This window comes from Limnochorda pilosa (genome assembly GCF_001544015.1).
In the GTDB taxonomy this organism is placed as follows: Bacteria; Bacillota; Limnochordia; order Limnochordales; family Limnochordaceae; genus Limnochorda; species Limnochorda pilosa.
Window position 1 is genome coordinate 3,381,133 of sequence record NZ_AP014924.1, and the last position, 24,960, is coordinate 3,406,092.

25 protein-coding genes, 2 tRNA genes and 1 other RNA gene are annotated in these 24,960 nt (G+C 72.2%); 7 read left to right on the plus strand and 21 right to left on the minus strand.

Annotated elements, in window-relative coordinates:
* Nucleotides 1-12: 12 nt before the first annotated feature.
* The 6 genes from dnaX to LIP_RS15125 form a co-directional block, all read right to left on the minus strand.
* Complete coding sequence (gene dnaX / locus LIP_RS15100) at nucleotides 13-1,839, minus strand: DNA polymerase III subunit gamma/tau (RefSeq protein WP_068140229.1); 1,827 nt, start codon at nucleotides 1,837-1,839, stop codon at nucleotides 13-15.
* Nucleotides 1,840-1,911: 72 nt separating this feature from the next.
* Nucleotides 1,912-2,176: signal recognition particle sRNA large type (gene ffs / locus LIP_RS15105), an RNA gene on the minus strand.
* A gap of 199 nt (nucleotides 2,177-2,375) precedes the next feature.
* Nucleotides 2,376-2,466: transfer RNA gene (locus LIP_RS15110), tRNA-Ser, on the minus strand.
* Nucleotides 2,467-2,483: 17 nt separating this feature from the next.
* Nucleotides 2,484-2,575, minus strand: a tRNA-Ser gene (locus LIP_RS15115).
* Nucleotides 2,562-3,074 carry a tRNA adenosine(34) deaminase TadA gene (tadA, locus tag LIP_RS15120; RefSeq protein ID WP_331456620.1) on the minus strand — a complete coding sequence of 171 codons (513 nt, stop codon included), beginning with the start codon at nucleotides 3,072-3,074 and terminating at the stop codon, nucleotides 2,562-2,564. Before tadA ends, LIP_RS15115 begins: the two co-directional genes overlap by 14 nt.
* A gap of 122 nt (nucleotides 3,075-3,196) precedes the next feature.
* Nucleotides 3,197-3,826, minus strand: a complete 630-nt coding sequence (locus tag LIP_RS15125; protein ID WP_068140235.1) for a spore coat protein — start codon at nucleotides 3,824-3,826, stop codon at nucleotides 3,197-3,199.
* A gap of 182 nt (nucleotides 3,827-4,008) precedes the next feature.
* On the opposite strand from LIP_RS15125, the gene LIP_RS15130 reads away from it, so the two are divergent.
* Both LIP_RS15130 and LIP_RS15135 read left to right on the plus strand, forming a co-directional pair.
* The gene (locus tag LIP_RS15130) at nucleotides 4,009-4,728 is read left to right on the plus strand and encodes a cell wall hydrolase (RefSeq protein ID WP_198409576.1); all 720 of its coding nucleotides are present in this window, start codon (nucleotides 4,009-4,011) and stop codon (nucleotides 4,726-4,728) included.
* 67 nt (nucleotides 4,729-4,795) lie between these two features.
* Entirely contained in the window at nucleotides 4,796-5,110 is a 315-nt protein-coding gene (locus tag LIP_RS15135; protein WP_082726418.1) for a HesB/IscA family protein, read from the plus strand.
* Nucleotides 5,111-5,152: 42 nt separating this feature from the next.
* Here the strand turns inward: LIP_RS15135 and LIP_RS15140 are convergent, their stop codons facing one another.
* Complete coding sequence (locus tag LIP_RS15140) at nucleotides 5,153-6,178, minus strand: Gfo/Idh/MocA family protein (protein ID WP_082726419.1); 1,026 nt, start codon at nucleotides 6,176-6,178, stop codon at nucleotides 5,153-5,155.
* 7 nt (nucleotides 6,179-6,185) lie between these two features.
* Nucleotides 6,186-6,923 (minus strand): tetratricopeptide repeat protein, encoded by a 738-nt coding sequence (locus tag LIP_RS15145; RefSeq protein WP_068140244.1) that lies wholly within the window; start codon nucleotides 6,921-6,923, stop codon nucleotides 6,186-6,188.
* Between the two features lie 205 nt (nucleotides 6,924-7,128).
* Here LIP_RS15145 and LIP_RS15150 point away from each other — a divergent pair, with 205 nt between their 5' ends.
* Nucleotides 7,129-7,788 (plus strand): MBL fold metallo-hydrolase, encoded by a 660-nt coding sequence (locus LIP_RS15150; protein WP_068140247.1) that lies wholly within the window; start codon nucleotides 7,129-7,131, stop codon nucleotides 7,786-7,788.
* A gap of 74 nt (nucleotides 7,789-7,862) precedes the next feature.
* Entirely contained in the window at nucleotides 7,863-8,303 is a 441-nt protein-coding gene (locus LIP_RS15155; protein WP_068140250.1) for an SH3 domain-containing protein, read from the plus strand.
* A gap of 88 nt (nucleotides 8,304-8,391) precedes the next feature.
* Here LIP_RS15155 and LIP_RS15160 read toward each other — a convergent pair whose 3' ends face one another.
* The 6 genes from LIP_RS15160 to LIP_RS15185 all read right to left on the minus strand — a co-directional run bounded on the left by LIP_RS15160 (nucleotide 8,392) and on the right by LIP_RS15185 (nucleotide 14,086).
* Nucleotides 8,392-8,604 carry a biotin/lipoyl-containing protein gene (locus LIP_RS15160; RefSeq protein ID WP_068140253.1) on the minus strand — a complete coding sequence of 71 codons (213 nt, stop codon included), beginning with the start codon at nucleotides 8,602-8,604 and terminating at the stop codon, nucleotides 8,392-8,394.
* A complete protein-coding gene (locus LIP_RS15165) occupies nucleotides 8,601-9,944 on the minus strand; it encodes an acetyl-CoA carboxylase biotin carboxylase subunit (protein WP_068140256.1) in 1,344 nt (447 codons plus the stop codon). Before LIP_RS15165 ends, LIP_RS15160 begins: the two co-directional genes overlap by 4 nt.
* Nucleotides 9,945-9,957: 13 nt before the next feature.
* The gene (locus tag LIP_RS15170) at nucleotides 9,958-10,317 is read right to left on the minus strand and encodes an AtuA-related protein (RefSeq protein ID WP_068140258.1); all 360 of its coding nucleotides are present in this window, start codon (nucleotides 10,315-10,317) and stop codon (nucleotides 9,958-9,960) included.
* A complete protein-coding gene (locus LIP_RS15175) occupies nucleotides 10,314-11,687 on the minus strand; it encodes an acyclic terpene utilization AtuA family protein (RefSeq protein ID WP_068140262.1) in 1,374 nt (457 codons plus the stop codon). Before LIP_RS15175 ends, LIP_RS15170 begins: the two co-directional genes overlap by 4 nt.
* Before the next feature lie 38 nt (nucleotides 11,688-11,725).
* A complete protein-coding gene (locus LIP_RS15180; protein ID WP_068140264.1) occupies nucleotides 11,726-12,505 on the minus strand; it encodes an enoyl-CoA hydratase/isomerase family protein in 780 nt (259 codons plus the stop codon).
* Between the two features lie 63 nt (nucleotides 12,506-12,568).
* Nucleotides 12,569-14,086, minus strand: a complete 1,518-nt coding sequence (locus LIP_RS15185) for an acyl-CoA carboxylase subunit beta (protein ID WP_068140269.1) — start codon at nucleotides 14,084-14,086, stop codon at nucleotides 12,569-12,571.
* 111 nt (nucleotides 14,087-14,197) lie between these two features.
* On the opposite strand from LIP_RS15185, the gene LIP_RS15190 reads away from it, so the two are divergent.
* Nucleotides 14,198-14,893 carry a DNA-3-methyladenine glycosylase gene (locus LIP_RS15190; RefSeq protein WP_231699315.1) on the plus strand — a complete coding sequence of 232 codons (696 nt, stop codon included), beginning with the start codon at nucleotides 14,198-14,200 and terminating at the stop codon, nucleotides 14,891-14,893.
* Nucleotides 14,894-14,956: 63 nt separating this feature from the next.
* Here LIP_RS15190 and LIP_RS15195 read toward each other — a convergent pair whose 3' ends face one another.
* The 4 genes from LIP_RS15195 to LIP_RS15210 are packed head-to-tail and all read right to left on the minus strand — an operon-like array spanning nucleotide 14,957 to nucleotide 18,697.
* Nucleotides 14,957-15,775 carry an ABC transporter permease gene (locus tag LIP_RS15195; RefSeq protein ID WP_068140273.1) on the minus strand — a complete coding sequence of 273 codons (819 nt, stop codon included), beginning with the start codon at nucleotides 15,773-15,775 and terminating at the stop codon, nucleotides 14,957-14,959.
* Entirely contained in the window at nucleotides 15,772-16,716 is a 945-nt protein-coding gene (locus LIP_RS20155) for an ABC transporter permease (protein WP_068140275.1), read from the minus strand. Before LIP_RS20155 ends, LIP_RS15195 begins: the two co-directional genes overlap by 4 nt.
* A 29-nt stretch (nucleotides 16,717-16,745) precedes the next feature.
* Nucleotides 16,746-17,759, minus strand: coding sequence for a P1 family peptidase (locus LIP_RS15205; protein WP_068140281.1), 1,014 nt, complete (start codon nucleotides 17,757-17,759; stop codon nucleotides 16,746-16,748).
* 23 nt (nucleotides 17,760-17,782) lie between these two features.
* Nucleotides 17,783-18,697: an NAD(P)-dependent oxidoreductase gene (locus tag LIP_RS15210; protein WP_068140283.1), complete on the minus strand. Its 915-nt coding sequence runs from the start codon at nucleotides 18,695-18,697 to the stop codon at nucleotides 17,783-17,785.
* A gap of 415 nt (nucleotides 18,698-19,112) precedes the next feature.
* On the opposite strand from LIP_RS15210, the gene LIP_RS15215 reads away from it, so the two are divergent.
* Nucleotides 19,113-20,114, plus strand: a complete 1,002-nt coding sequence (locus tag LIP_RS15215) for a zinc-dependent alcohol dehydrogenase family protein (protein ID WP_231699448.1) — start codon at nucleotides 19,113-19,115, stop codon at nucleotides 20,112-20,114.
* A gap of 27 nt (nucleotides 20,115-20,141) precedes the next feature.
* Here the strand turns inward: LIP_RS15215 and LIP_RS15220 are convergent, their stop codons facing one another.
* Complete coding sequence (locus LIP_RS15220) at nucleotides 20,142-20,846, minus strand: hypothetical protein (protein ID WP_068140285.1); 705 nt, start codon at nucleotides 20,844-20,846, stop codon at nucleotides 20,142-20,144.
* 209 nt (nucleotides 20,847-21,055) lie between these two features.
* Between LIP_RS15220 and LIP_RS15225 the strand changes: the two genes are divergently transcribed.
* Entirely contained in the window at nucleotides 21,056-22,468 is a 1,413-nt protein-coding gene (locus LIP_RS15225) for a CCA tRNA nucleotidyltransferase (protein WP_068140288.1), read from the plus strand.
* Here the strand turns inward: LIP_RS15225 and LIP_RS15230 are convergent.
* Together LIP_RS15230 and LIP_RS15235 are read right to left on the minus strand one after the other, a co-directional pair.
* Nucleotides 22,465-23,133: a response regulator gene (locus tag LIP_RS15230; RefSeq protein ID WP_068140292.1), complete on the minus strand. Its 669-nt coding sequence runs from the start codon at nucleotides 23,131-23,133 to the stop codon at nucleotides 22,465-22,467. The genes LIP_RS15225 and LIP_RS15230 overlap by 4 nt on opposite strands.
* Entirely contained in the window at nucleotides 23,123-24,802 is a 1,680-nt protein-coding gene (locus LIP_RS15235) for a GAF domain-containing sensor histidine kinase (RefSeq protein WP_068140295.1), read from the minus strand. The genes LIP_RS15230 and LIP_RS15235 overlap by 11 nt, the downstream gene beginning before the upstream one ends.
* Between the last annotated feature and the right edge of the window lie 158 nt (nucleotides 24,803-24,960).

Consider the following 24,960-nt stretch of genomic DNA (forward strand, 5'->3'; position numbering starts at 1 on the left):
GCCTCCCCGCCATCATCCCTTCCGCTCGATGCGGACCACGTGCCCGCCGAAGAACTCCACGGCCTTACGAACCACCGGATCCTGCACGGCCTCGATCTCTACCGGTCCCTCGATCACCGGCTCACCGGGCTCGGGCTCTGCATCCCGACCTCCTGCGTCCGGGCGCAGCGGATCGCTGCCGGCGAGGACCGGTGCCGGGGCAGGGGGTTCCTGAGCGGGCTCTTGAACCTCGTCTTCGGAAGCCACCCGCACCTGGACGAGCCTTCCAAGCTGCCTGCCCAGGAGGCGCTGGACCCGCTCGCGATGGGCCTTCTGCTCCAGGTTGGAGCGGTGGAAGGCATACCCGGCGGGAAAGACCAGCACCGCTTGGTCGCCGCTCACATGTGCCAGCCTGGCTTCCCGTGCGAAGGCGTGGGTGGCGCGGCCCGCGGCCGAGCGGCTGAGCTCCGCCAAAACCGCCTCCCAGAGGGCCGCCAGGTCCTGATGCGCCTGCTCGGGACCTGTGCGCACGGGAGGCGCCGGGTCCGGGGCGGGCTCTGTTCTGCTCCCGATGGCCTCGGTTCTCTGCACGTGCTCAGGGGGCCTGGCCGGTTCAACCGGCTCCGCCTCCCGCGCCTGCCCGGAGGGCACCGCCTCCGGGGCTGCCGCGGGACGCCCGAACGGTGCCCGCTCAGTGCCGGCGCCCTGGGAACCCCGTGCGTCCAGGCGCGCCTCCACCCGGCGGATCCGTTCCTCGAGGCTCGCACTCCTCAAGACCTCCAGAGAGGCCAGCTCCAGGGTGAGACGGGGCGGTTCACCTCGCCGCAACTCGCCTTCAGCACGGGTAAAGAGCTGCGCCACCTGCTCGAGGCGCTCCCACCCCAGGCGCTCGGCCAACTCCCGGCTCCGCGAGAGCCGGGGGCCGTCGGTTCCAGGGTCCAGGCCCAGAAGCTCGGCCGGATCGCCTACCGTCAGGACCACCAGCAGGTCCCGCACGCGCTCCACCACGGCCCGGGCGAGCTGCCTGAAGTCGACCCCGTCTGCCTCCAGCCGTGCCAGCCACTCCAGGGACGCGCCCGGGCTGGCGGCTGCCAGGGCCTCCAAGAGCCCGTCCACTCGATCTTCGGGCACCAGACCCAGGAGTTCTCGCACCTGGTCGCCCCTGATGGGACCGTCGCCCAAGGACGACACCTGGTCCAGGAGGCTCAGCCCATCCCGCAAGGCGCCCTGGCTCATACGCGTCACCAGTCGGAGCGCCTCTTCCTCGAGAGCGATCCCTTCCGCGGCGGCCACCTCGGCCAACCTCCCCCGCAGTTGCGTTTCCGACAGCCGGTGCAGGTCGAAGCGCTGGCAGCGGGAGATGATGGTGGCCGGCAACCGGTGCGGCTCCGTGGTGGCGAAGAGGAAGACCACGTGCGCCGGGGGCTCCTCGAGGAGCTTGAGGAGCGCGTTGAACGCCTCGTGGGTCAGCATGTGGACTTCGTCGATGATGTACACCTTGAAGCGGGATTCGGCGGGGGCGAAGCGGGCGCTCTCCCGGAGCTCGCGCACTTCGTCGATGCCGCGGTTGGACGCGCCGTCGATCTCGATCACGTCCAACGACCGGCCCTCCGAGATGCGCTGGCAGGACGGGCAGGTACCGCACGGATCGCCGGTAGGGCCTTGCCGGCAGTTGAGCCCTTTGCTCAGCAAGCGGGCCAGGGTGGTCTTCCCGGTCCCGCGGGGGCCCGAAAACAGGTAGGCGTGGGCGAAGCGGCCGAGCCGAAGCGCGTTGCGCAGGGTCTGGACGACCGCCTCCTGCCCCACCACGTCCTGGAACCGTTGAGGCCGCCACTTACGGTACAGGGAGAGGTGAGCCACGGTCTTCCCTCCAGCATCTCCCGCCTCTGATATCGCAAGAGGGCGGCCGCACCGGCGGCCGCCCAACGTTTGCCGTGCACCCGTCGTCGACCGGGGCCTTCCAGGCGGAATCCCGGTAGTCGGCTCGGGCCAGGCGCCCTTGCGGCACACAGGCGGGCCCACTTACCGCTGCTTCCTTCCGGACCTGACGGGGTTCGTGGGATCCTGTTGCGCAAGACCCGGCCGTCAGCACCACTGGCCGGGCCCGGTCCCCACAAGGCCCAGCCTCGGACGGGAATTCGACCCCGCTATAGCGGATTGCGGGTACAGGGCACCGCTACCTCCCCGTCTAGCACGGCAAAGAACGCTCCGGCCTCGCGCCGGCGCCGGGGTCAGGCTCATTCTATAGTCCGGCCGCGGGTGTGTCAAACGCCGGGAGGCCGTCGTGCGGAACCCCGGCGCCCGGATCGCCGGGCGGCGGGCGCCGCCCTCCCGGCGCCGGCGCTCGCGGCCCGGGCATGGAAGAGGCCCACCCGCCCGGGCGGGGCAGGTGGGCCTGGCGGAGGGAGTGGGATTCGAACCCACGGAGGGGACAAGCCCCTCACATGCTCTCCAGGCATGCCGATTCGTCCGCTCTCGCATCCCTCCGGGCTGAGGCCTTTCCCTGGCGGAGAGGGTGGGATTCGAACCCACGAGGCACCGGAAGGCGCCTAACGGTTTTCGAGACCGCCGCTTTCGGCCGCTCAGCAACCTCTCCGTGCAACGGCTCCGCCCGTCCCCTCCCGCAGCTCCCGGAAGAAGCGGCGCAGGAGGTCTGCCGCCTCTTCGGCCCGCACCCCCCGGGTGATCTCCACCCGATGGTTGAACCGGGGATCGTCCAAAAGCCTCGCCAGCGAATCCACGGCACCCGCCTTGGGGTCGGGCGCACCGTAGACGAGCCGGTCCACCCGTGCCAGGAGGAGAGCGCCGGCGCACATCGGGCAAGGCTCGATTGTAGCATAGACGGTGGCACCCGTCAATCGCCAGCCGCCCCGGGCACGGGCCGCCAGCCGGACCGCGATCAACTCCGCGTGCGCGGTGGGGTCGGACCAGTCCTCCCGGCGGTTGTGCGCTCGGGCCAGCACCTGATCCCCTTGCACCACCACCGCCCCGATGGGCACCTCGCCCGCCCGCCATGCTGCCTCGGCCTCGGCCAGGGCCTCGCCCATCCACCGGGCGTCATCCTGATCCCTCTGCCGCTCGGGTGGGTCGCTCACGGTTCCATTATAGCATGGGGGCCGGGCACGCGGTACGACCGCGCCCGGCCTCCATGGAGCTCTCATCGTGCTCTTTTCAGGCGATCCCAGGAGCCCCCTGGCCTCCCACCGGGCGTCCTGCGTCAGCCGGCGTATGCCGGGGCCCGGCGCAGGGCTCCCTGGTACGCTGAGCGGACCTGGTTCATCACGTTGCTGTCGGGGCCGAAGCGCACCGGGTACCATCCCTTCCGCTCCATGAGTTGATAGAGCTCCAGAGCCATCTGGGAATGGTCCCGGCTCACGTCGAGGAAGCATTGGCGCAGCGAGCCGTGGCCCGCTTCCAGTGCGGCCTGGCTGCACGCGAGGCTCTCGAACTTGCAGTAGACGAGGCAGCTCGCTGCCAGGACCGGGTCGGTGATGCGGGTGTCGCTGGGGTCCGCCTGGAAGGCGTGGGCCTGGTAGTTCCCGCCCTGGGGCTGCCATGCCCATCCCCCTCCGTTCCCGCCCGGCTGGCCCACGGGCGGAAATCCCGGGGCAAGCCCCTGGCCACCGGGCTGGCCCCCCGTGAGCCCGGTAGGCTCGGCCCCCAGCTGCCCGAAGAGCTTCTGGAAGTGCTGCTGGAACTGGTTCAGGTGGGACTGGAGCGTCTGGCGCAGATCGGGATCTTGGGCCTGCCGCAACCACAAGCTGCAGTTCTCGATGCCCACGATGTGCTCCATCATCCGCTCGTGGAGCTGGTGGAGCTCGATCGTGGTCAGGTTGGCCTGGGCCAACGTCGTCCCTCCTCGGTAGGAGTGGTTTTCCTCAGGAAGCTGCCAGCCCCAGTTTGGCAGGCATGCGGGCTCCCTAGCCTGGCACCTTTTGGCTTTGCAGGCCGCTCCCCAGGATCCTATAATGGGACCCGCCTATGCTGAGTTGGGCCCTTTGGCCCGCGGACGAAAGGGGGGTGGAGATCATGCAGATGGTGCGGCAGGGAAACGGCCGTGTCCACACGGGCACCCGGTTGCTCGCGTGCGCGCTGGCCGTGATCATGATGGGGGCACCCTTGGCGGGAACGGCGCTCGGTCGATCGGAGGCGGCCTGGAACGAGATCCAGGCGCCGACGAGCCCGCACGCGACTCGAGCCAGCCTTGGTCCGGCGTCTTCTCGCCCGGGGGCACGGGCGACGGCCTCTTCCGAGGAGCCCCAGGATCGGCCTCCAGCGGCCTCCCGCCCGGCGGTTCCGGTCCCTCCCGAGGACGCGGCCGCGCCGCGCGCGCCCATCCCGGCTCCTTCCTCCCCCGGCCCGGCCCGCCCGGAGCCCCGGCCCTGGTACACCGACCGGGATCTGGACACCCTGGCGCGGCTGGTACACGCGGAGTCCGAAGGGGAGCCCTTCGTCGGGCGCGTGGCCGTGGCGGCCGTGGTGCTCAACCGGGTGCGACACAGCCGCTTCCCTGGAACCATCGCGGGCGTCGTCTTCCAGCCGGGCGCCTTCGAGCCCGTGGCCAACGGGCGCATCTGGGAGGAGCCCGACCGGCTCTCGCGGCAGGCGACCAAGGCTGCGCTGGACGGGTGGGACCCCACGGGCGGGGCCATCTACTTCTGGAACCCCGCCAAGGTGGGCGGAGGGAGCTGGATCTGGCAGGTTCACGTGACCGGCCAGATCGGACAGCACGTCTTCGGGTGGCGGTGATCTTCACCCCCTGCCTGCACGAACTAGCCGTTCTGTGCTAGACTGTCGGCAGGGGGTGAGTCCTTCCATGAACGTGCTCTTCACCGAAGAGGCGACCCGCCAGTTGGACACCATGGTCCGCCAGCAGGGAGACCCCGCGCCGGCACTGCGCATCGCGGTGACGGGGCAGTGCCACTGTGGCAGCATCCACTTCGGCATGGCGTGGGAACAGAGCCCGCGACCCGACGACATCGTGCTTGAGCACGGCGACCTGCGGGTGGTCGTGGATCCCGCCAGTGCGCCTCACCTGGACGAGGCCACCATCGACTACCGGTCCGACCCCATGAACTCAGGCTTCCTGGTTCGCGCCGCCGCTGGCGGCGGCTGCGGCTGCGGAGGCTGAACCCTTCCAGGGCATGCAGCCCCGGGGTCCCCGGGGCTGCACCTACTCCACCGCTCGGAGGCTCCCGGCGGCCGCAGCCGACCGCTCCAGGGCCGCCACCACCCGGTAGACGGCCGCCAGGCGATCGAGCCCCAGGCTGCCCGAAGGAGCCACCGAACGTTTCAGGGCATGCACCAACCAGCCCGGCGGCTGGGCTGCCGCCCCGGCGGCTACGGGGAGCACGCTGGCCCGGCGTCCGTCGGAGAGGCGCTGGAGCGCGAGACGGCGACGTCGTACCTCCAGCACGCCTTTCTCCCCGAAGAGGACGGGACCCGCTCCCGCCGGGCGACGTACCTCGGCACCGTCCTCCACGAAGCTCAACCTGATGCGGAAACGCGCCGTCCCCCACGGGTAGAGGAGGAACAGGGTGGCCCGCCGGTCCCATGGGCGGCCGAACAGCCGCTCCGTCTCGGTGCAGGCCGCCACCGTCGCAGGGGTCCCGAAGACCTCCAGCGCCAGGTGCACCAGCCGATCGGCCCCGAGGGCGAGCGCCCCTGGCAGGGAAACGTCCGGATCGTCGAAGAGCTCCTCGTCGAGCTCACCCCACCAGGGCTCCGGCGCCAGCGTCAGGGCGGCGTCCAGGTGCACGGGCCGTCCCACCTCGAGGGCGTTCGCGACCAGACCCCGCCAGGCAGGGTCGAAGGCGGCCGGCCAGGCTGGCACCAGGAAGCCGCCGAAGCTCCGCGCGGCCGCGAGGAGCTTCAGGGCCGACCGGGCCCCCGTCGCCAGGGGCGGCTCCACGAGGATGTCCAGGCCGCGCATGAGGGCGGAGGCCACCAGGTCCCCTTGCTCCACCGGATTCCCGGCCGCGTGAAGGATGTCCAGCGGCTCCCGGGCCAGGAGCTCTCGAGGCTCCCCGTACACCCGTGGCACGCCCAGCCGGGCGCAGCGTTCCCGCCGCTCCGGGTCCGGGTCGGCGGCCGCCACGACGTCGACCTCCTCCAGCGAGAGCCACTCCCGCAGGCGGCGCCAGACGCCGGGCCGGGCCAGGCCGGCCACGCCCACCCTCAGGGCAGGCCTCCTTCCCATCCGCCGTTCATCCTCCCAGCTCACCGAGGAGCTCAGCAGCCCGGTCCTTGTCCTTGCGGCTGTTCACCTCATCGCCGGGTGTCAAGGGCATATCCAAGACCCTCTGCAAAACCCGAGCCGCCTCGTCGTTCTCGCCCAGGGCCAGCAGGGACTCGGCCAGGTTCAGCTGTCGGGAGGTATCGTCCGGGCTGAGCTCCGCCGCGACGCGGGCGTGCTCCAGGGCCTTCCGTTTGTCGCCCACGCTCAGGGGCCATCCGGGCACCTTGCGGTACACCTGGCTCAGCACGTAGTGGGCGCCTTCGTGGTTCGGATCGAGCTCCAACGTGCGGGTCATCTCGTTAACCACGTCGTCCACCATGAACAGGCTCTGCAGGATGCCCCGTTCCTCACCCACCCGGGCCTGCAGGACGCCGTGCCAGTAATGGGTCTCCGCTTCGCCGGGGGCCAGCTCCACCGCCCGCCGGGCGTAGACCAGACCCTGCTCCACCAGCGCCCGCCGCTCCTCCTTGGGTACCTGCTCGGCCAGCCACCAGTGCGCCTCCGCCAGACGCAGGGGGACCTGGTACCGCCCCGGCTCAGCCTCCAGGGCCTGCTGATAGAGGGCAATGGCCTGCCGCGCGTCCTCGGCACCGGTTCGACGGGCGTAGACCTCCTCCGCGAGCGCGAAGAGGTCGCTTGGCGCTTCTTCGGCTCCCGTGCCCCCCGCGGCCAACCACGCCACCAGCAGGGCCGCCAGCACCACCACCGGTGCCGCCCTCCCTTCCCTGCCCCAAGACCGCACGGATCCTCCACCTCCCCGGTTCGGCCGGGTCCGGGGTGCGGTGCGAGCCGCGTCACCCTCTCGCCCGGCATCTGTTCGCCCTTTCGATTCCCCGTCGCGGAGCAAAGTCCTGGGAGGCTCGTCGCCCGCCGGTGTCGAAGAAACGACCCCGGGTACGGAGGTGGGTGCGGTGCGCTGGGAGCGGCTGGTGGTGGGCCCGATCGAGTCGAACTGTTACCTTCTTTTCCACCGCCCCGAGGGTGAGGCGGCGGTCATCGATCCCGGGGGCGACGCGGGCCGGATCCTGGACGCCATCGCGCGCCGGGCCCTGAGGATCACCTACATCCTGCTCACCCACACCCACTTCGACCACATAGGCGCCCTGGCCCAGGTGCAGGCAGCGACGGGCGCGCCGGTGCTGGTCCACGCCGCCGAAGCCGGCTGGATCGGCGATCCCACCCTCAACCTCTCGGCCAACCTCACGGGCTTGCTGCCCGAACCCGTGCAGGGGCCGCCCCCCGATCGCCTCCTTCATGGCGGGGAGCAGGTCAAGGTGGCGGGGCAGTCGGTCCGCGTCCTGGCCACCCCCGGGCACACACCGGGAGGCCTCTCATTCTGGCTGCCGCGCCAGGCGTGGGTCTTCACGGGAGACGCCCTCTTCCGTGGCAGCATCGGCCGCACGGACCTACCCGGTGGCGATCCTGTCCTGCTCATCGATGGGATCACCCGCTCACTCCTGAGCCTGCCGGACGAGACGGTGATCCTTCCGGGCCACGGTCCCGAGAGCACCATCGGCGAAGAACGGCGCGCCAACCCCTTCCTCCAGGACGCCCACCGTTTTTCCCCTTGAACTTCGCCGGAGCCTGGAGGAATTTCCCGGGAAACATGAGAAGTCCCCGGTACACGAAGGAGGGCGCTTTCTGCATGATGGTCCCGGCGCGCTCAACCCCCTCCAACCCGAGCTCCCTTCCGCCCGCCGCCGCCATCGCCCGGGAGCGGTTGCTCCGGCGGCGCCAGCGGCGCGCCCATCGCTCGGTCCACTGGGTGGACGTGCTGGGTTGGGCTGCGGTCATCCTCTTCGTGGGCTGGTTGGTCTTCCTCCAGTATGGAGACCCGTCGCTCATCCTCGAGGGCCCCCTGCCGGTGCCCGGGGCCACCACCATGGTCGTCACCGGTGCCCGGGTCAACGTGCGCGAGGCGCCGGACCTGGGGGCCGCGGTCATCGGCCAGGTCGTCCGGGGCGACCGGGTCGCAGTGCGGGACAGCTGGGGAGGGTGGTACCGCATCGTCTCAGGTGGACCCGCCGGGTGGATGCACGGAGACTTTCTAGAGCCCATGCAGGGTGCCCCCTCTTCCGACCGGTGACCCCGCACGCCTGCCTCGCGCCGGCGACGGCCCCAGCGATGAAGGGAACGTGCCGGAGGCAGAGCCACTTCGCACCGCTCGCCCGCGCTCACTCCAGGTCCAGCAGCGGGTCACCTTGGTTCACGAAGTGGCCCGGTTGGACGTGGATGCTGCGCACCACCCCGGCCTCCGCGCTCTGCACGGGGATCTGCATCTTCATGGACTCGAGCACCGCCACCTCCTGACCGGGCCGGACCTCGTCGCCAGGGCCCACCTTCACCTCCAGCAGGATGCCGGCCATGTCGCTCAGGACCTGCTTCATCGCTCGCCTCGACCTCCCACCGATTCGAAAAGAGCCGTGTCCACCGCGCCCGCGCGGAAGCGGGTGTGGGTGAGGACCCGGAGGAGTGCCTCCCGGTTGGTGACGAGCCCGTCCACCCGGGTCTCCTGCAGCGCGCCCACCAGCCGTTCGATGGCTTCCGCCCTGCTCTTGCCCCACGCAACGATCTTGGCCAGCAGGGGATCGTAGTAGGGGGTCACCCCGTAGCCCTCCACGAGCCCATGGTCCACCCGCACGCCCTCGCCCCGGGGCCAGCTCAGGCCGGTCACCGTTCCGGGCCGGGGCAGAAAGCGCTCCGGGTCTTCGGCGTAGAGCCGGGCCTCCACGGCATGGCCCCGCGGGGCCACCTGGTCCTGGGTCAGCGCCAGGGGCTCTCCGGCCGCCACCCGGAGCTGCTGCTCCACCAGGTCGACCCCCGTGATCGCTTCCGTCACCGGGTGCTCCACCTGCAGGCGGGTGTTCATCTCCAGAAAGGCGAAACGCCCCCCTTCCACCAGGAACTCCAGCGTGCCCGAGTTGCGGTACCCGAGCTCGCGCACCGCCCGCAACGCCGCCTCCTCCAACGCCCGTGCCAGATCGGGAGCGAGCTCGGGCGGCGGCGCCTCCTCGATCACCTTCTGGTGGCGCCGCTGCAGGCTGCAGTCGCGCCCCCCCAGGTGGATCACGTGCCCGTGATGGTCCCCCAGAACCTGGATCTCCACGTGCCGCGGCCGCTCCAGCAGTCGCTCGAGGTAGACGGTCCCATCGCCGAAGTAGGCCTGCGCCCGGCTTCGAGCCCGCTCGAAGGCGGGGGCGAGCGCAGCGGGTTCTCCCACCCGCTCCATACCGATGCCGCCGCCCCCGGCCACCGCCTTGAGCATCACGGGGTAGCCCAGGGAAGCGGCGGCCTCCATGGCCTCGCCGGCGCTGGCCAGAGGGCCGCTCGCCGGCACCACCGGAAGCCCCGCGGCCTCCATACGCCGCCGGGCCGCCAGCTTGTCCGCCATCTCTTCCATGACCTCCGGCTGCGGCCCGATCCACGTCAGGCCCGCCCCCAGCACGGATCGGGCGAAGCGCGCCTGCTCCGAGAGGAGCCCGTAGCCGGGATGGACGGCCTCGGCCCCCGACGCCCGGGCAGCCTCCAGCAGCCGCTCCACGTTCAGGTAGCTCTGGGTCACGGGCGCAGGCCCGATGGGATACGCCCGGTCGGCCATCCGCACGTGCCGGCTGCCGGCGTCCGCGTCGGAGTGGACGGCAACCGTCTCGATGCCCATGCGGCGGCAGGTGTCGATGATGCGGCAGGCGATCTCGCCGCGGTTCGCGATCAAGACCCGAGCAAACACACGGGCGCCTCCTTCAGGAGCGCGGCGGCCGCAGGCGGGGCACGCCCTCCAGCAGCTCCTGGGGCACGTCCAGCTCCATCCGCAGCAGGGCCGAGGCCATGGACTTGCCCAGGTTGTCGAGCCGGAGCGACGAGGGCGCCCCGCCGCCCAGGGCCTGCTCGAGGACGAACTTGAGCGCCCGCATGCCGGGCACCTCCCAGCGGTGCACCGGTCCCCGGCACCAGGAGCCGAAGTGGGCCTTCACCCGCTCCGGCGTCACCTCCCGGCGGAAGAGGTCGTAGAGCTCCGGGGTGGGGGCGAAGAGGCTGATGTCCGAGGCATCGCCTTTGTCGCCCGAGCGGGCCTGCGCGATCTCTGCCAGCCGGATCTTCATGACCCCACCTCCAGGAGCTCCACCTGCACGTGCGGCTCGATCAGCTCCCGGGGGACGTAGCCCGTCAGGTACCCCTGGAGCTGCCGGGGACGGGCGACCCCACCCAGCCCCCCGATGAAGGGCGGCCCGTTCAGGGCCAGAGGCGGGAAGAGCCGGGCGAAGCGGGCCGCGTCCTCCTGGCGCCCGGTGCGGATGGCCATGCGCAGGAAGACCTCGTTCAGGCTGTCCGGGTCCGGCTCAGGCGCCATGGGCCCGTGCAGGGCGTTGAAACCCACGAAGGAGGCGTGGACCTCCTCGGCTTCGATCCCCTGGCGCTCCATCTGCCGCCGGACGATCTCTTCGGCCCTGCGGGCCTTGGCCAGCGCGTCGGGCCAGGAGAAGCCCATCATGCCCTCGCCCGCCCACCCGGCCTCGTACCCCACCAGCGCCTTGAGGGTGGGCGGCGCCGGCCGCCCCCGGACCCCGCTCACCCGCACCTGGTCGGGGCCGACCTGTTCCAGCCGTACCTGGCTGAAGTCGGCGGTCACGTCGGGCGTCAGGTAACGGGAGGGATCGTGGATCTCGTAGAGGAGCTGCTCCTTCACCGTGTCCACCGTCACCAGGCCTCCCGTCCCCTCGGTCTTGGTGAAGAGGATCCCGCCCTCCTCGTCCACCTCCGCCACCGGGTACCCGATGGCCTCGAGCCCCTCCACCTCCCACCAGCGGCCGCTGAAGTTGCCGCCCGTGGCCTGCCCCGAGCACTCCATCAGGTGGCCCAGCAGGATGGCCGCGGCGATCCGGTCCCACTCCTCCGCAGCCCAGCCGAGCTCGTGGATCACCGGTGCGGCGAACTGGGCGGTGTCGGTGGTGCGACCCGTGACCACCACGTCGGCCCCCATGGCCAGGGCCCGAACGATGGGGTCTGACCCTAGGTAGACCGAGGCGAAGAGGATCCGGTCGCGGACCTGGTCCAGGGTGCGCCCCGTGTCGGGGTCCTCAAAGCAGACCCCCGCCGCCTCCAGCTCCTCCAGCCGCCCGCCGATGGCATCGCCCGTCACCACCGCCGCCCGGAGCCGGTCCAGCCCGAGCTCCTTCGCCACCCGGAGCACCTCCCGGGCCGCCCCGGGCGGGTTGATGCCTCCGGCGTTGGTGATCAGCCGGATGCCCCGGGGCACAGCCTCGGGCAGGAGAAGCTGCATGGTTTGGGTGATGTCCTGGGTGTAGCCCAGGTTCGGGTCCTTCCGCCGGTCCTTCTGCAGGATGGCAAGGGTGAGCTCGGCCAGGTCGTCCATGGCGATGTACTGGACCCGGCCCTTCCGGGCTGTCTCCACGGCCGGAAGCACGCTGTCACCGTAGAAGCCCATGCCTGCTCCAATCCGGACCCGTTTCACGCTGTCAGCCTCCCTTGGCACCCTTCCATCGGAGCGCGTCAGGGCCGGTTCCGCCGTTCCAGGTACGAGGTGACGCCCCGCCGGGCATCCTCGGTAGACGAGGCCACGGTGATCGCCTCGCGCAGAAGCCCCAGGGCCTGAGGTACGGATAGGCCGTCGATGCGGGCGGCGGCCTCCCGGCCGACGCGCAGGACCGCCGGGCTGAAGGAGGCGACCCGCGCGAGGAGGCGCTCGGTCTCCTCCTCCAGGCGCTCCCTGGGAAAGGCCCGGGTCGCCAGGCCCATCTGCTCCGCCTCCGCCCCGTTCACCAGCCCCGCGCCGAAGATGAGCTCCATGGCCTTCTTCCGCCCCACGGACCGGAGGATCGGGGCCATCACCACCATGGGGAAGAGACCGATGCCCAGCTCGGGCAGGCCCAGATGGGCGTCGTCGGCCACGTAGAGGATGTCGCAGGCGGCCGCGAGCCCCAGGCCGCCACCCAGCGCGTGGCCGAAGACCATGCCCACCACCGGCACGGGGCTCTCCTCCATGGCCCGGATGCAGTCGGCCACCCCGCCGAAATACGCCCGCCGCGCCAGCACGGCGTCGGCGTCCGCCTGGATCTCGGCCAGCTCCTTCAGGTCCGCACCGGCGCAGAAGGCCTGCTCTCCTGCTCCTCGCAGGAGCACCACCCGCACGCCGGGGTCGGCGCCCGCCCGCTCGAAGGCCCTCACCAGCGCCCGGCACGTGGCTCGGTTGAGCGCATTCCGTTGCTCCGGGCGGTCGAGGGTGATCCGCGCGATGCCCCCGGCCACCGCCAGCCGAACCGGCTCGTCCACCGACCCGTCACCCCTTCCTTGGATCTCCGTACCCCGGCCGGTCCCTGCACCCGCCCCGCCCACTCAGACGGGGTGCACACCGTGATGCTTGGGAACCCGCTCGCGGGCGCGACCGGCGTAGAGGGCGAAGCGCCGGGCGAGCTCCTCCCGGAGCCGCTCGGGGGGAACCACCTCGTCCACCACCAGCTCTGAAGCCAGGCGCAGGATGTCGATGTCCCGGCCGTACGCTTCCCGCTTTTCCCGGATGAAGGCAGGCCGCTCCTCGGCCGGCAGCTCCTGAATGTGACGGTAGTAGACCGCGTTGACGGCCGCCTCGGGGCCCATCACCGCGATGGACGCGGTGGGGAGCGCAAGGGTGGCGTCGGGCCCGAAACCCGGGCCCGCCATGGCGTAGAGCCCAGCCCCGTACGCCTTGCGAACGATCACGGAGATGGCCGGTACCTCGGTCTCGGAGACGGCGGCGATGAGCTTGGCGCCGTGGCGGATGATGCCCTGGCGTTCCACCTGCGACCCGATCATGAACCCCGGGACGTCGGCCAGGTAGAGAAGCGGCAGGTTGAACGCGTCGCAGAGCCAGATGAAGCGGGCGGCCTTGTCGGCCGAGTCCACGAAGAGCACGCCGCCCTTCACCTTGGGCTGGTTGGCCACCACGCCCACGGCCCGCCCCTCCATGCGGGCGAAGCCCGTGAGGACCTCGGGGGCGAAGAGGGGCTTGATCTCGAAGAAGGACCCCCCGTCCACCACGGCGTCGATCAGCTCCCGCATGTCGAAGGGACGGTTCTGGTCCGCCGGCACCAGCGCCTCGATCTCCCCAGGATCCCGGCGGGGCGGCTGAGGCGCGGCCGCAGGTGGGGTCTCCTCGAAGTGCGAGGGCATGTAGGCGAAGTAGGCCCGGGCCAGGGCGATGGCCTCCTCCTCGCTGGAGGCCAGCAGGTCACCGCACCCGGAGACGGTGCAGTGCATGCGGGCTCCGCCCATCTCCTCCAGGCTCACCCGCTCGCCGATGACCATCTCCGCCATCCGCGGGGAACCCAGGTACATGGAGGCGTTGCCCTCCACCATGATCACCACGTCGCAGAAGGCGGGGATGTAGGCGCCGCCCGCCGCGGACGGCCCGAAGAGCAGGCAGATCTGGGGAACCATCCCCGAGAGCTGCACCTGGTTGTAGAAGATGCGGCCCGCCCCCCGGCGGCCGGGGAACATCTCCACCTGGTCGGTGATGCGGGCGCCGGCCGAGTCGACCAGGTAGAAGAGGGGAAGCCGGTGCCGCCGGGCCGTCTCCTGGATGCGGAGGATCTTCTCCACGGTACGGGCGCCCCACGAGCCCGCCTTCACGGTGGCGTCGTTGCCCATCACCGCCACGGCCCGCCCGTCGATGCGCCCCAGGCCCGTCACGACCCCGTCCGCCGGCAGGCCGTCGGCCAGGGTGTTGGCGAAGAGGCCGTCCTCCACCCAGCTTCCCGGGTCGAGGAGGAGGTCCAGACGTTCCCTGACGAAGAGCTTCTTCTGTTCCCGCAGCTGCTGGTGGTACTTCTCGGGGCCGCCCTGGCGCAGCCGGTCGGCCCGCGCTCGGATGTCCATACTGAGAAGGCCTCCTGCCTGCAAAGTACGCACTCTTCGGCCCTTTCTCCTCCTTGCGCTCGGAGGGACCGAAGGGGCCGTGCGGGAACCCTTCCGTGGAGGCGAGCCGTTGTGCCCGTACGGGATGCCGATCTTTGGCTGGATGAGATCCTCTCCCTACCTGTGTTGGAGATGGCCAGGGCGCTTCTCGGTTGCGAGCTCGCCCACCGGACGCCTGAAGGCGAGACAGCCGGGCTCGTCGTGGAGGTGGAGGCCTACCAAGGCCCCGAGGATCAGGCCGCCCACTCGCGCAACGGCCGTCGCACCCAGAGGGTGAGGGCCATGTACGGTCCGGCGGGTCACGCTTACGTCTTCTCCGTCTACGGGATGCACCACTGCATGAACGTGGTGGCCGGCCCCGAGGGTACCCCCCACGCCGTGCTCCTGCGGGCGCTCCAGCCACTGCGGGGTCTCGCCCTCATGGCCCGGCGCCGGGGCCAGCCCCCTGAGGCGGTGCAGGAGGTCGCCGCGTGGGAAGGTCGGTTCGCGCCTGCCCTCGCAACGGTATGGACCGGCCAGGAGCCCCGCCCGCCCCGGGCCGTCCAGGCCCTCACCTCAGGCCCGGCTCGCCTTGCCCGGGCCTTGGGGGTCTCCATGGATCAGTACGGCTGGTCGCTGCGTGCCTCCCCGCTGCGCCTGGGGCCGCCCCCGGCACCCGCACGCTGGGAGGTCGCCACGGGCCCCCGCGTCGGCGTGGAGTACGCCGGGGCCTGGAGCCAGAAGCCCTGGCGCTTTTGGATCCGGGGGAACCCCTTCGTTTCGCGCTGAAGGGGCACCCCCACCGCTGGCCCAGGGGCGCTCCCCACCGGGCCGCAACGGACCGGCTTCGCCTCACCCCCGCCGGGGGTTCATGCGGTCGCGGAGGCCGTCGCCCAGCAGGTTGAGCCCCAGCACCGTGAGGGCCACGGCCAGGCCGGGCATGAGCGCCGGGTAGGGCGACAGGGCGATGAAGCTCTGGCCTTCCCGGAGCATGCGCCCCCAGCTCGGCCACGGGGGCTGGGTCCCAAGCCCCAGATAGCTCAGGGCCGCCTCGGCCAGCACCGCGTTGGCGAAGCTGAGGCTGGCCTCCACCAGGAGCACCGGAAGCAGGTTGGGCAGCAGGTGGCGGGTGAAGAGGCGCCACCCGCCGGCCCCGGCAGCCCGGGCAGCCTCCGCCATCCCGCTTTCCCGCAGGGTCAGGAGTCCGGCCCGGGTGAGGCGGGCGAAGGCCGGCACCGTGGCCACGCCGATGGCCACCATCGCGCTGGTCACTCCGGCGCCCATCACCGCAACCAGCATCAGGGCCAGCAACAGGGGCGGAAAGGCGGCCAGCGCGTCGGTCAGGCGCATCAGAGCTTCATCGGCCCACCGCCCTCCCAGGCCAGCCGCCGCGCCCAGAGCCAGCCCGGCCGCCATGCCGATGCTCACCGCGAGCACGCCCACCCAGAGGGTGGTCTGGGCTCCCACCAGGATCCGGCTCAAGAGGTCCCGGCCGAAGGGGTCCGTTCCCAGCGGATGGGCCAGGCTGGGCGGGGCCAGCCGCTGGTCGATGGCCATCCGGTTAGGATCGTGCGGCACGTAGACGAGGCTGACGCAGGCGGCGGTTACCACCGTCGCGACCAGCGCCGCCCCTACGACCAGGTTCCACGGCCGCCGCCGACCGATCCTCATCGGTATCGGATCCTCGGGTCCAGGACGGCGTAGAGGACGTCCAGCACCAGGCTGGTGAGGAGCACGGCGGCGGCCGCGAGGAGCACCACTCCTTGAACCAAGGGAAGGTCCCGGGCCCCGATGCCCTGCAGGGCCAGGTTTCCCAGGCCGGGCAGCGAAAAGAGGTTCTCCACCACCACGCTGCCCGCCAGGAGCTGGGTGAGCTCGGTGCCCGTCAGGGTGAGGACCGGGATGACGCCATTGCGAAGGCCGTGGCGGAGCACCACGCGGCGCCCCGGCAGCCCCTTGGCCTTTGCCGTTCGCACGTACTCCTCTTCCAGCGCATCGGCCAGGCTCGCCCGCACCATGCGGGACATGGAGGCCGCCCGGCCGGCGGCCAGGGCCAACGCCGGCAACACCAGCGCTCCCGCTGCCCCCCAGAACCCCTGGGACCAGGGTGGGAAGCCGCCGGCGGGCAGCCACCCGAGCCGCACCGAGAAGATGAGGATCAGGAAAAGCCCGAGCCAGAAGGAGGGAAGGGCCTGGCCCACCTGGCTTGCGCCGCTCACCGCCACGTCCAGAGGGCCGCCCCTGCGCACCGCGGCCACGGTGCCCAGGGGGACCGCCACCAGCGCTGCCAGGAGCATGGCCCCCAGGGCCAGGGGTCCGGTGACCGCCAGCCCCGAGGCCAGCAGCTCTCGCACGGGAACCCGGTAGAGGAGGGAGGTTCCCAGATCCCCCCGAACCAGGTCGCCCAGCCAAGCCAGGTACCGGACGGGCACCGGCCGGTCGAGGCCGAGCTGGCGGCGGAGCGCGCCCAACGCATCGGGCGAGGCGTCGAGCCCCAGCATCAGACGGGCCGGATCACCCGGCAGCACCAGCAACACCAGGTAGCTCAGGGTGGCCGCCAGGAGGAGGGTGAGGGCAAAGGTGAAAGCTCGACGAATGAGGTAGCTTTGCACGGGCTCAAGGCTCCCTGCCAGGGCCGGGGTTACCCCCGGGCCGTGGGAAACCGGTCCAGGTAGCGCCGCAGGGAGCCGACGCTTTCGGCCCGCAACACGGCATGGATCACCGCCCGGCTCACCGCGTCTGCCGCCGCGGCGCCCAGGCGGCTCAGGGCGGCCGGGTCCACCGCCGCCCCTTGCCCCGTGGCCAGGGCGAAGAACGTGTCTCCGTCGAACATGGTGTGGGACGGCCGGATCGCCCGGGCCAGCCCGTCGTGAGCCATCTGGGCCAGCTTGGCGGCCTGCGGCTTGGAGAGCGCGGCGTCGGTGGCCACGACGCCGAGGGTGGTCTGGCTGCCGGCCAGGAACGGACCGGCCATGGGGTCCGGGAGGGGCAGCGCCGGCTCGTCCGGCCGGGGCGGCCGGAGACCTCCGAATTCGCCGTTCAGCTCCAGGAAACGAGCGTAGATCTCCCCCGTCCGCGGGTCGCAGGGCAGACCCAGGGCGTTCACCGCGACCAGGGCCGCTACCGTGGCTCCGTCAGCCAGCACCACGCTGGCGCTCCCCACCCCGCCCTTCAACCCTCCCACCACCGCCCCTGTGCCGGCGCCCACGTTCCCCTGGGGCACGGGGCCCGCTCCCGAGGGTGCCAGGGCCGCCCGCACCGCCGCCTCGCCGTCGTCCGGACCTGGCGGCCGGTCCACCCGGCCGCGGCCCAGGTCGAAGAGGATGGCCGCGGGCACGATGGGAACCACCCGGCCGGACCCCACCGGCAGGCCAACCCCCCGGTCGGCCAGGACGCGCAGGACACCCCCCGCCGCGTCCAGCCCGAAGGCGCTGCCGCCGCTCAGGACCACCGCGTGCACCCGTTCCACCAGGTGGACGGGGTCCAGGAGGGCGACCTCCCGCGTCCCGGGCGCCGATCCCCGCACGTCCACCCCTGCCACGGCCCCCGCCTCGCAGAGGATCACCGTGGTCCCCGTGAGGCGGTCCAGGTCCGTGGCGTGCCCAACCTTCAGGCCGCGCACGTCGGTGAGACTGTTGGTGCTACCCGGATGCATCGCGCGCCCCCACTCGTGGTCTCTCAGGCCTCGCGGTCCGCCTGCGGCGCCATGCCCGCCCACTCCCGGTATTGCGCCAGGATGGCCACGAAATCCTGCTCGCCCCGGCCCGCACGGCAGGCCATGGCGTAGAGCTCCTCCATGACGGCGGTCGCGGGCAGGGGGCTCCCCGCCTGCCGGGCGAAGTCCAGGGCCAGTCGCAGGTCCTTCACGCCCAGGGCCAGCGCGAAACCGGGCGCCAGGTCCCCCCGGATCGCCCGGGGAAAGCGCCGCACGAAGTGATCCGAGCGTCCGCCGGCCGTGGAAAGGATCGCATAGAGGCGCTCGGCCGGCACGCCGGCCTTGAGACCGAGGGTGAACGCCTCGGCCGCCACCAGCACGTTGCCCAGGGACATGACGTTGTTCACCAGCTTAACGGCCTTCGCCTCACCCACCGCACCCAGCAGGTGAACGTGTTCGCCCAGAAGCTCCAGGAGGGGTCTCACCCGCCCCAGCAGTCCGGGCTCCCCCGCCGCCAGCACGGTCATGCGCCCGGTGGCCGCCTCCTCCGGCCCCCCGGTGACCGAACCATCGACCACCGCCATGCCGCGCGCTTCCAGGCGGGCGGCCACCTCGCGGATCTCGTCGGGGCTGATGGTGCTCAACTCCACCAGGATGTCCCCCGGCCTCCCCAGGGACTCGAGGCCCCTAGGCCCCAGGCAGGCGGTGCGAACGGCCGCCCCATCGGGCAGGCTGCTCACCCAGACCCGGCTCGCGGCCGCGAGCTCCTCGAGGCTCGAGCAGCTCCGGCCCCCCGCTCTGCTCAGCGCCTCGCGGGCTTCGGGCCTCACGTCGTAACCGAAGGTTGCCACCTGCCCGGACAGGAAGCGGGCCATGCCTCCCCCCATCTGTCCCAGCCCGATGACGCCCACGGCCTCCTGCCAGCCCACCGCGGCCATTCCCCTTCCTCCTTCCGGGTCGCCGGCCGGGTCCGGCCTTATCCGTCCCATGCCGAACGGCCCGGCGACGCGTTGGGCGCGTGACCGGGCCGAGTCGGGCGCACCCGACAGGCCGCGTCTCCCCTGGCGCGGCGGCCGGGCTTGCTTCGCTTCCGCTCTTCAAATTCTTACCAGAGTGGGGGCCGGGTGTCCAGGAGCCCCTGCCAACCCTCCCCCAACCTTCACCGGACCAGCGCCCCACTCCTCGGCCTGGGAAGCGCCTGCTCCCTTTATCGCGCCCGCACGGCCACGCGGGGGCAGCGCGAGCCGCAGGGTCCTGGCGGCGGCTGTTCCCAGAGGTGGTCGCCCTCGCCGATCCCCTCCGGTAGAATGGAGAGAGACGAGACTCCGGAGGTGACCCTGAGTGCGCGCGTGGGTGCTGGTCGAGCCAGGCCCTCTCGCCGGTCAACCCTTGCGATCAGCGGAGCGGCCGATGCCTGAGCCTGGCCCGGGCGAGGTGCGGGTGCGGGTGGAGGTCTGCGGCCTTTGCCACACCGACCTCCACACGGTGGAGGGGGAACTGGAGCTCCCCAGGCTCCCGGTGACGCCGGGCCACCAGGTGGTCGGCCGGGTGGACGCGGTCGGGCCTGGGGTCCCCACCGGCGGCTCCCTGGCCCGGGGCACCCGGGTGGGGGTTCCATGGCTCTACGAGGCGTGCGGTCGCTGCGACGCGTGCCGGCGCGGCGAGGAGAATCTCTGCCCCTCCGCCCGGTTCACCGGGCTCCATGTCGATGGGGGCTGCGCCGAGTACCTGGTGGCGCCGGCGGACTTCGTGGTACCGATCCCCGATGGCTTCACCCCCGAGGAGGCGGCTCCCCTGCTCTGCGCCGGGATCATCGGCTACCGCTCGCTCCGGGTGGCGGGGCTGGTGCCGGGGGAGCGGTTGGGCCTCTACGGCTTCGGCGCGTCGGCCCACCTGGCCCTCCAGGTGGCCCGCCACTGGGAGTGCCCGGTCTACGTCTTCAGCCGGAGCGAGGAACACCGGGCCCTGGCCCGGGAGCTGGGCGCGGTCTGGGCGGGGCCGGCCTCGGAGCGACCGCCCGCGGTCCTGGACCGCTCGGTGCTCTTCGCCCCCGTGGGCGACCTGATCCCTCAGGCCCTCGCGCACCTGCGTCCGGGGGGCACCCTGGCCGTCAACGCGGTCCACCTGGACCGCATCCCTGCCTTCCCCTACAGCCTCCTGTACGGCGAACGAACCCTCCGCAGCGTGGCCAACGCCACCCGCCGCGACGCCTTCGAGTTCCTCGAGCTGGCCGCCCGCATCCCGATCCGCCCGCACGTTCGGGTCTATCCTTTCGAGGCGGCCCCGGCGGCCCTGGACGATCTGAAGGCGGCCCGGATCCAGGGCGCGGGGGTGCTCCGGGTGAGCCCGCCGTGATCGGCGCCTGGTCCCCTCCCGAACCAGTCAGCTCCCGGTCGCGGGCCGCTCCGCCCGATCGACCTCCTGGCGGGCCGTGGCGGCGGTGATGCGCACGAATCCCACGTAGAGGATGAGGAACCCCAGCGCCATCAAGAGCCAGAAGCCGCCCGGAACCCCCACCCTGGCCAGACTCCCGGCCATGCCCAGGAGGATGACGCCGGCGGCCAGGAGCACGTTCCCCAGAACGAAGCCGCCGCCGCCGGCGTGCCTCCGCATGCGGAGGGCCGAGAGGATCGCCAGGCCGGCCACGGCCACCAGCCCAAAGGTGTTCAAGACGATGAGCGAAGCCAGGGCCGGCCCTCCCAGGTCCAGAACGTGCTGGCCCGGACCACCCTCCAACGCCGCCAGCGCCTGCACGTCCAGGGGTGCCACCGCCACGCCCGCGCTGGCCACCAGCCCGAGCACCGCCACCGCCGCGGCGACGGCCCGCCGCCACGTCCGCGCGAAGTGGAGGTAGACGCTGCCCAGGCCCATGACGGGAGCCATCCAGAGTGCACCCGCGAGGTAGTAGAGCCGGAAACCCGCGGCGCTTCCCCGGGCTGCGGCCAGGTATCCCACAGCCCCCAGGAACCCCGAGACCAGAGCCAGGGTCCAGAAGAGCTGGTGGGGCTTCCGGCGCGCCGCGTACTGGCGGGCCAACGCAACGGAGAAGACCAAAGAGATCAAAGCAACCATCGTCGGATAGATCACGCCGCCCTCTCCCCCGGGGCCAGGGGTCCTCGGGCTGAGATCCCAGCGCCCGCCCCGGCCCCGAGAGGTATCATTCGACCCGGATCCCCCGGAGCCTCCCGGCCCGCTCGCGCCCCGGGCCCTTCAGGGCGTTCGGACCTGCGTTGCGGCCCTGCGTCCGGGCGGTTATGCTGAAGAGGCGGATCCCGGGGCGGAGAGGGGGGCAGAGCGTGACCCAGCCGGTCCAAACCATCCACGTACCAGCGGCCGTGGAGGCGGTCTGCCGGCACCTGGCGGGGGCAGGCTTCCAGGTCTACCTGGTGGGGGGGTGCGTGCGCGACAGCCTCCTGGGACGTCCCCCACGCGATTGGGACGTCGCCACGGACGCACGCCCCCCTCAGGTGCTCGACCTCTTCCCCGAAGCGCGCCCCACCGGCATCGCCTTCGGCACGGTGACGGTGCCCCTGCAGGGTCTCGACCCGGGCGACGGGGTGGAGGTGACCACCTTCCGGATCGACCTGGAGTACCGGGATGCCCACAGGCCCGGCCGTGTCGCCTTCGCCGACCGGCTCGAGCCGGACCTGGCCCGACGGGACTTCACCATCAACGCCCTGGCGTACGAGCCCTTGCGGGGCGAGCTGGTGGACCTCGCGCGCGGGCTCGACGACCTCCGGCGGGGCGTGATCCGAGCCGTGGGCGACCCCTTCGCCCGCCTGCACGAGGATCCGCTCCGGAGCCTCCGGGCCGTCCGGCTGGTGGCCGAGCTGGGCTTCCGCATCGACCCGCGGACCCGGCAGGCCGCCCGGGCCTTGGCCGGTCGCCTGCCCCTCCTGAGCGGCGAGCGGATCCGGGACGAGCTGCTGCGGCTGCTGGTGGGACCCCACGCGGGCAGGGCGCTCCGCGAGGCGAGCTGGCTCGGCCTTCTCAGTGCGGCCATCCCCGAGCTCGCCCCCGCCAGGGCGTTCCCACAGGGGAAGCCCAACGCCCGAACCTTGCTGGAGCACGTGATCCAGACCGTCTCCGCCTGCCCGCCCGATCCGGTGGTGCGCCTGGCCGCGCTCCTCCACGACGTGGCCAAGCCCCAGACGGCCCAGAGGCAGTGGGCGCCCTCCGGGCGCGAGCGGCTGACCTTCTACGGCCATGACGTGGAGGGGGCCGTGATGGCCGGAGACGTCTGCCAGCGCCTGAAGCTGGACCGGCGGCGCCGGGAGGCGGTGGTGAGCCTGGTGCGCTGGCACATGGTGTCGGGCTCCGACCTCGGAAAGAAGGCGGTCCGCCGGTGGATGGCTCAGGCCCCTCGGCTCGAGGATGAGGAGACGGGCGAGGCGTGGGTGCGCCGGCTCATCGCCCTGCGCCGCGCCGACCACCTGGCGAGCGGCCACGGCCCCGAGAACCCCTTCGCCGACCGGCTCGAGCAGATGCTGGCCGAGGTGGCGGCGGAAGCCTCGGCCTTCACCGTCCACGACCTGGCCGTGGACGGCCACCGGGTGATGGAGCTCCTGGGCATCGGCCCAGGGCCCGAGGTGGGGCGCGCCCTCTCCTGGCTGCTGGATCGGGTGCTCGACGACCCCTCCCTCAACACGCCCGAGCGGCTGGCCGGCCTGATCCGGGAACTCCCCCCGGCCCACCACGGCCAGGGCTAGCGGGGAGCGCCGCCCCCGGCCAGGCCCCGGCGCACAGCTTCCAAAGCCGCCTGGGTACGGCCTTCGACGCCCATCTTGGCGAAAACGTGGGTGAGGTGGCTCTTCACCGTCTTCTCCCCGATTCCCAGGCGCGCCGCGATCTCCTTGTTGGAAAGCCCCGCGGTCACCCCATCCAGCACCTGGCGCTCCCGGGACGTCAGGGCCGCTCCCGGCTGAAGCCCCGTGGGCCGCTGCATGTGGGCCAGGATCCGGCGGGAGACCTCGGGGCTCAGAGGTGAGCCGCCCGCCGCTGCCTCGCGCACCGCCGCCACCAGGCGGTCCGGGTCCACGGTCTTCAGCAGGTAGCCGGCCGCACCCGCCTCCAGGGCTGAGAGCACCCGGCCCTCCTCCCCAAAGGAGGTGAGCACCACCACCCGGCAGCCAGGCTGCTGGGCGAGCAACCGCCGGGTCGCCTCCACCCCGTCCATCCCGGGCAGGATCAGGTCCATCAAGACCACGTCGGGCAGGGTGAGGCGGGCCAGCGGCAGCGCCTCCTCGCCCGATGAGGCCTCGCCCGCAAGGAGCAGGTCGGGCTGGATCTCCAGAAAGGTCCGCAGGCCCTGGCGGACCACCGCGTGGTCGTCGACCACCAGGATCCGGATGGGCTCACCGTGATCAGGACCCACGTCCGTTCCCCCCTTCTGGCGAAGGCCGGGGCCGCAGGGGCAGCTGGGCCTCCACCCGGGTGCCTCGCCCTGGACGACTGACGATCCGGAGGCGTCCCCCCACCTCCCGGGCCCGGGTCCTCATGTTCGCCAGGCCTCCCTGACGGGACCGCGCGCGGGGGTCGAACCCAAGACCCCGATCGGTCACGGTGAGCGTCAGGTGGTCCGGACTCCAGCGCAGGCGCACACGGACGGGCACCTCCCCCGCGTGCCGCAGGGCGTTTCCAACCGCCTCCTGCGCGATGCGCAGCGCGGCCTGACGCACGGGAGGCGACGGGTCCCCCAGGGAAGGCCCTTCCTCCTCCACCTCCACCCGCTGGCGTTCGGGAACGAAGAGCGAATCCACCCAGCGGCGCAGCTCGCCGGCCAGTCCTTCCGCCGCGGGTTCGAGGCGGAGCTGTTCCACGAGTCGCCGCATCTCGGCCAGCGCGCTGCCCCCCAGCTCCTCCACCTGGGCCAGGATCCCCTGGGCGCGGTCGGGTTCGGAACGCATCAGGCGCCGGGCGGCCCGGGCCGAGAGCTTCAGGGAGAAGAGGCGCTGGCTCACCGAGTCGTGGAGCTCCCGGGCGACGCGCCGTCGTTCCTCGGCGCGGGCCAGCTCCCGGCGGCGGCGCTGCCAGAGGAGGCTCTCCCAGACCGCCCCCGCCTGGGCCACGAAGGCCGAGAGCAGGTCCACCTCACTGGATCCGAACGCGCCCGTGCGCCGTCCTTCCACCTGAAGGACCCCCACCGGGGAGCCGCCGGCCACCACCGGGAAAAGGGCCAAGGACCGGCTTCCCCGCCACACGTTCCCCCGTTCCTTCACGGGAATGCGGCGCAGGTCCTGGAGCACCAGGGCCTCGGGACGGGCAGCCGCCTCCGCCAGCCGGCGAGCGGTCGCTTCGGGGGGAGGTGCCTCGCGCGCGCGGCCCGCGAGCTTCACCCGAAGCCAGGGGCTCGCGGCGGCCAGCCTGAACCCACCCTCGCCGGCCAGCCAGAGCGCGGCGGCGTCGAAGCCGAAACCATCCACCACCCACTGGGGAAGCCCCTCGGCCAGCTCCGGCCGGCGGGTGACCTTGCCCATGGCCCTGGCGAGCTGCGCCAGGCGCTGGAACTGCCCCGCCCGCAGCTCCGCCGAGACCAGGAGCCGGGCCCGCTCCACCGCCGCCCCCACCAGGGAGGCCACCGCCGCCAGGAGCTCCAGCCGCTCTTCGGTGAAGGTCTCCCGGCCGGGCCCGGCCACGTTGAGGATGCCCACGGGCTTCCCCTTGCACCGGATGAGGGCGCTTGCATGGTAGACCAGGCCGGCGGTGTCGGCCCGCGCCTTGTGCAGGCGGCTGCAGGTGAGGATGTTGGTGGCCCGCTCCAGGCGCCCCTCGGCGTAGAGCTCCTGGCAGTCGCACCATCCGGCCCGGAGGGCGCGCCGGTCGTCCGCCTCCAGCGCGGGCGGGAGGTTGCGGCCAGCGGTAGCCCGTAGGAGCCGGCCGTCGCCCTTCTCGTCCAGGAAGACCCAGGCCGTCTGCAGCCCCGTCATCTCCAGGAGGCGGGCCAGCGCGGCCTCCAGGGCCTCCCCCAGGGTCGCCTGCTCGTTCAACGCCTCCGCCAGCGCCTTCAACGTGTGGAGCTCGCGGAGCCCCCACGCCTCGCCCATCGGCATCCTCCCCGTCGTCCCCATCGGTGCGCGAGGATTCCACCCCGGGGGTCCCGTTCCTTCCGACCTTGGACGGAGGCGGGGCGGGCCTTTCGGCCTGCGGGGGGTCTCCGCGCTGGGCGCAGGGCCCTGCCCGGAAGGACTCGCCCCACCCTGAG

Bases quoted from the DNA above. Each gene is read 5' to 3' on its own strand.
- LIP_RS15185 (WP_068140269.1), bottom strand. From the start codon at position 14,086: ATGGACATCCGAGCGCGGGCCGACCGGCTGCGCCAGGGCGGCCCCGAG.
- LIP_RS15135 (WP_082726418.1), top strand. From the start codon at position 4,796: ATGAACGTGCTCTTCACCGAAGAGGCGACCCGCCAGTTGGACACCATG.
- LIP_RS15160 (WP_068140253.1), bottom strand. From the start codon at position 8,604: ATGAAGCAGGTCCTGAGCGACATGGCCGGCATCCTGCTGGAGGTGAAG.
- LIP_RS15195 (WP_068140273.1), bottom strand. From the start codon at position 15,775: ATGAGGATCGGTCGGCGGCGGCCGTGGAACCTGGTCGTAGGGGCGGCG.
- LIP_RS15235 (WP_068140295.1), bottom strand. From the start codon at position 24,802: ATGGGCGAGGCGTGGGGGCTCCGCGAGCTCCACACGTTGAAGGCGCTG.
- LIP_RS15170 (WP_068140258.1), bottom strand. From the start codon at position 10,317: ATGAAGATCCGGCTGGCAGAGATCGCGCAGGCCCGCTCGGGCGACAAA.
- LIP_RS15155 (WP_068140250.1), top strand. From the start codon at position 7,863: ATGATGGTCCCGGCGCGCTCAACCCCCTCCAACCCGAGCTCCCTTCCG.
- LIP_RS15140 (WP_082726419.1), bottom strand. From the start codon at position 6,178: ATGGGAAGGAGGCCTGCCCTGAGGGTGGGCGTGGCCGGCCTGGCCCGG.
- LIP_RS15210 (WP_068140283.1), bottom strand. From the start codon at position 18,697: ATGGCCGCGGTGGGCTGGCAGGAGGCCGTGGGCGTCATCGGGCTGGGA.
- LIP_RS15205 (WP_068140281.1), bottom strand. From the start codon at position 17,759: ATGCATCCGGGTAGCACCAACAGTCTCACCGACGTGCGCGGCCTGAAG.
- LIP_RS15130 (WP_198409576.1), top strand. From the start codon at position 4,009: ATGCAGATGGTGCGGCAGGGAAACGGCCGTGTCCACACGGGCACCCGG.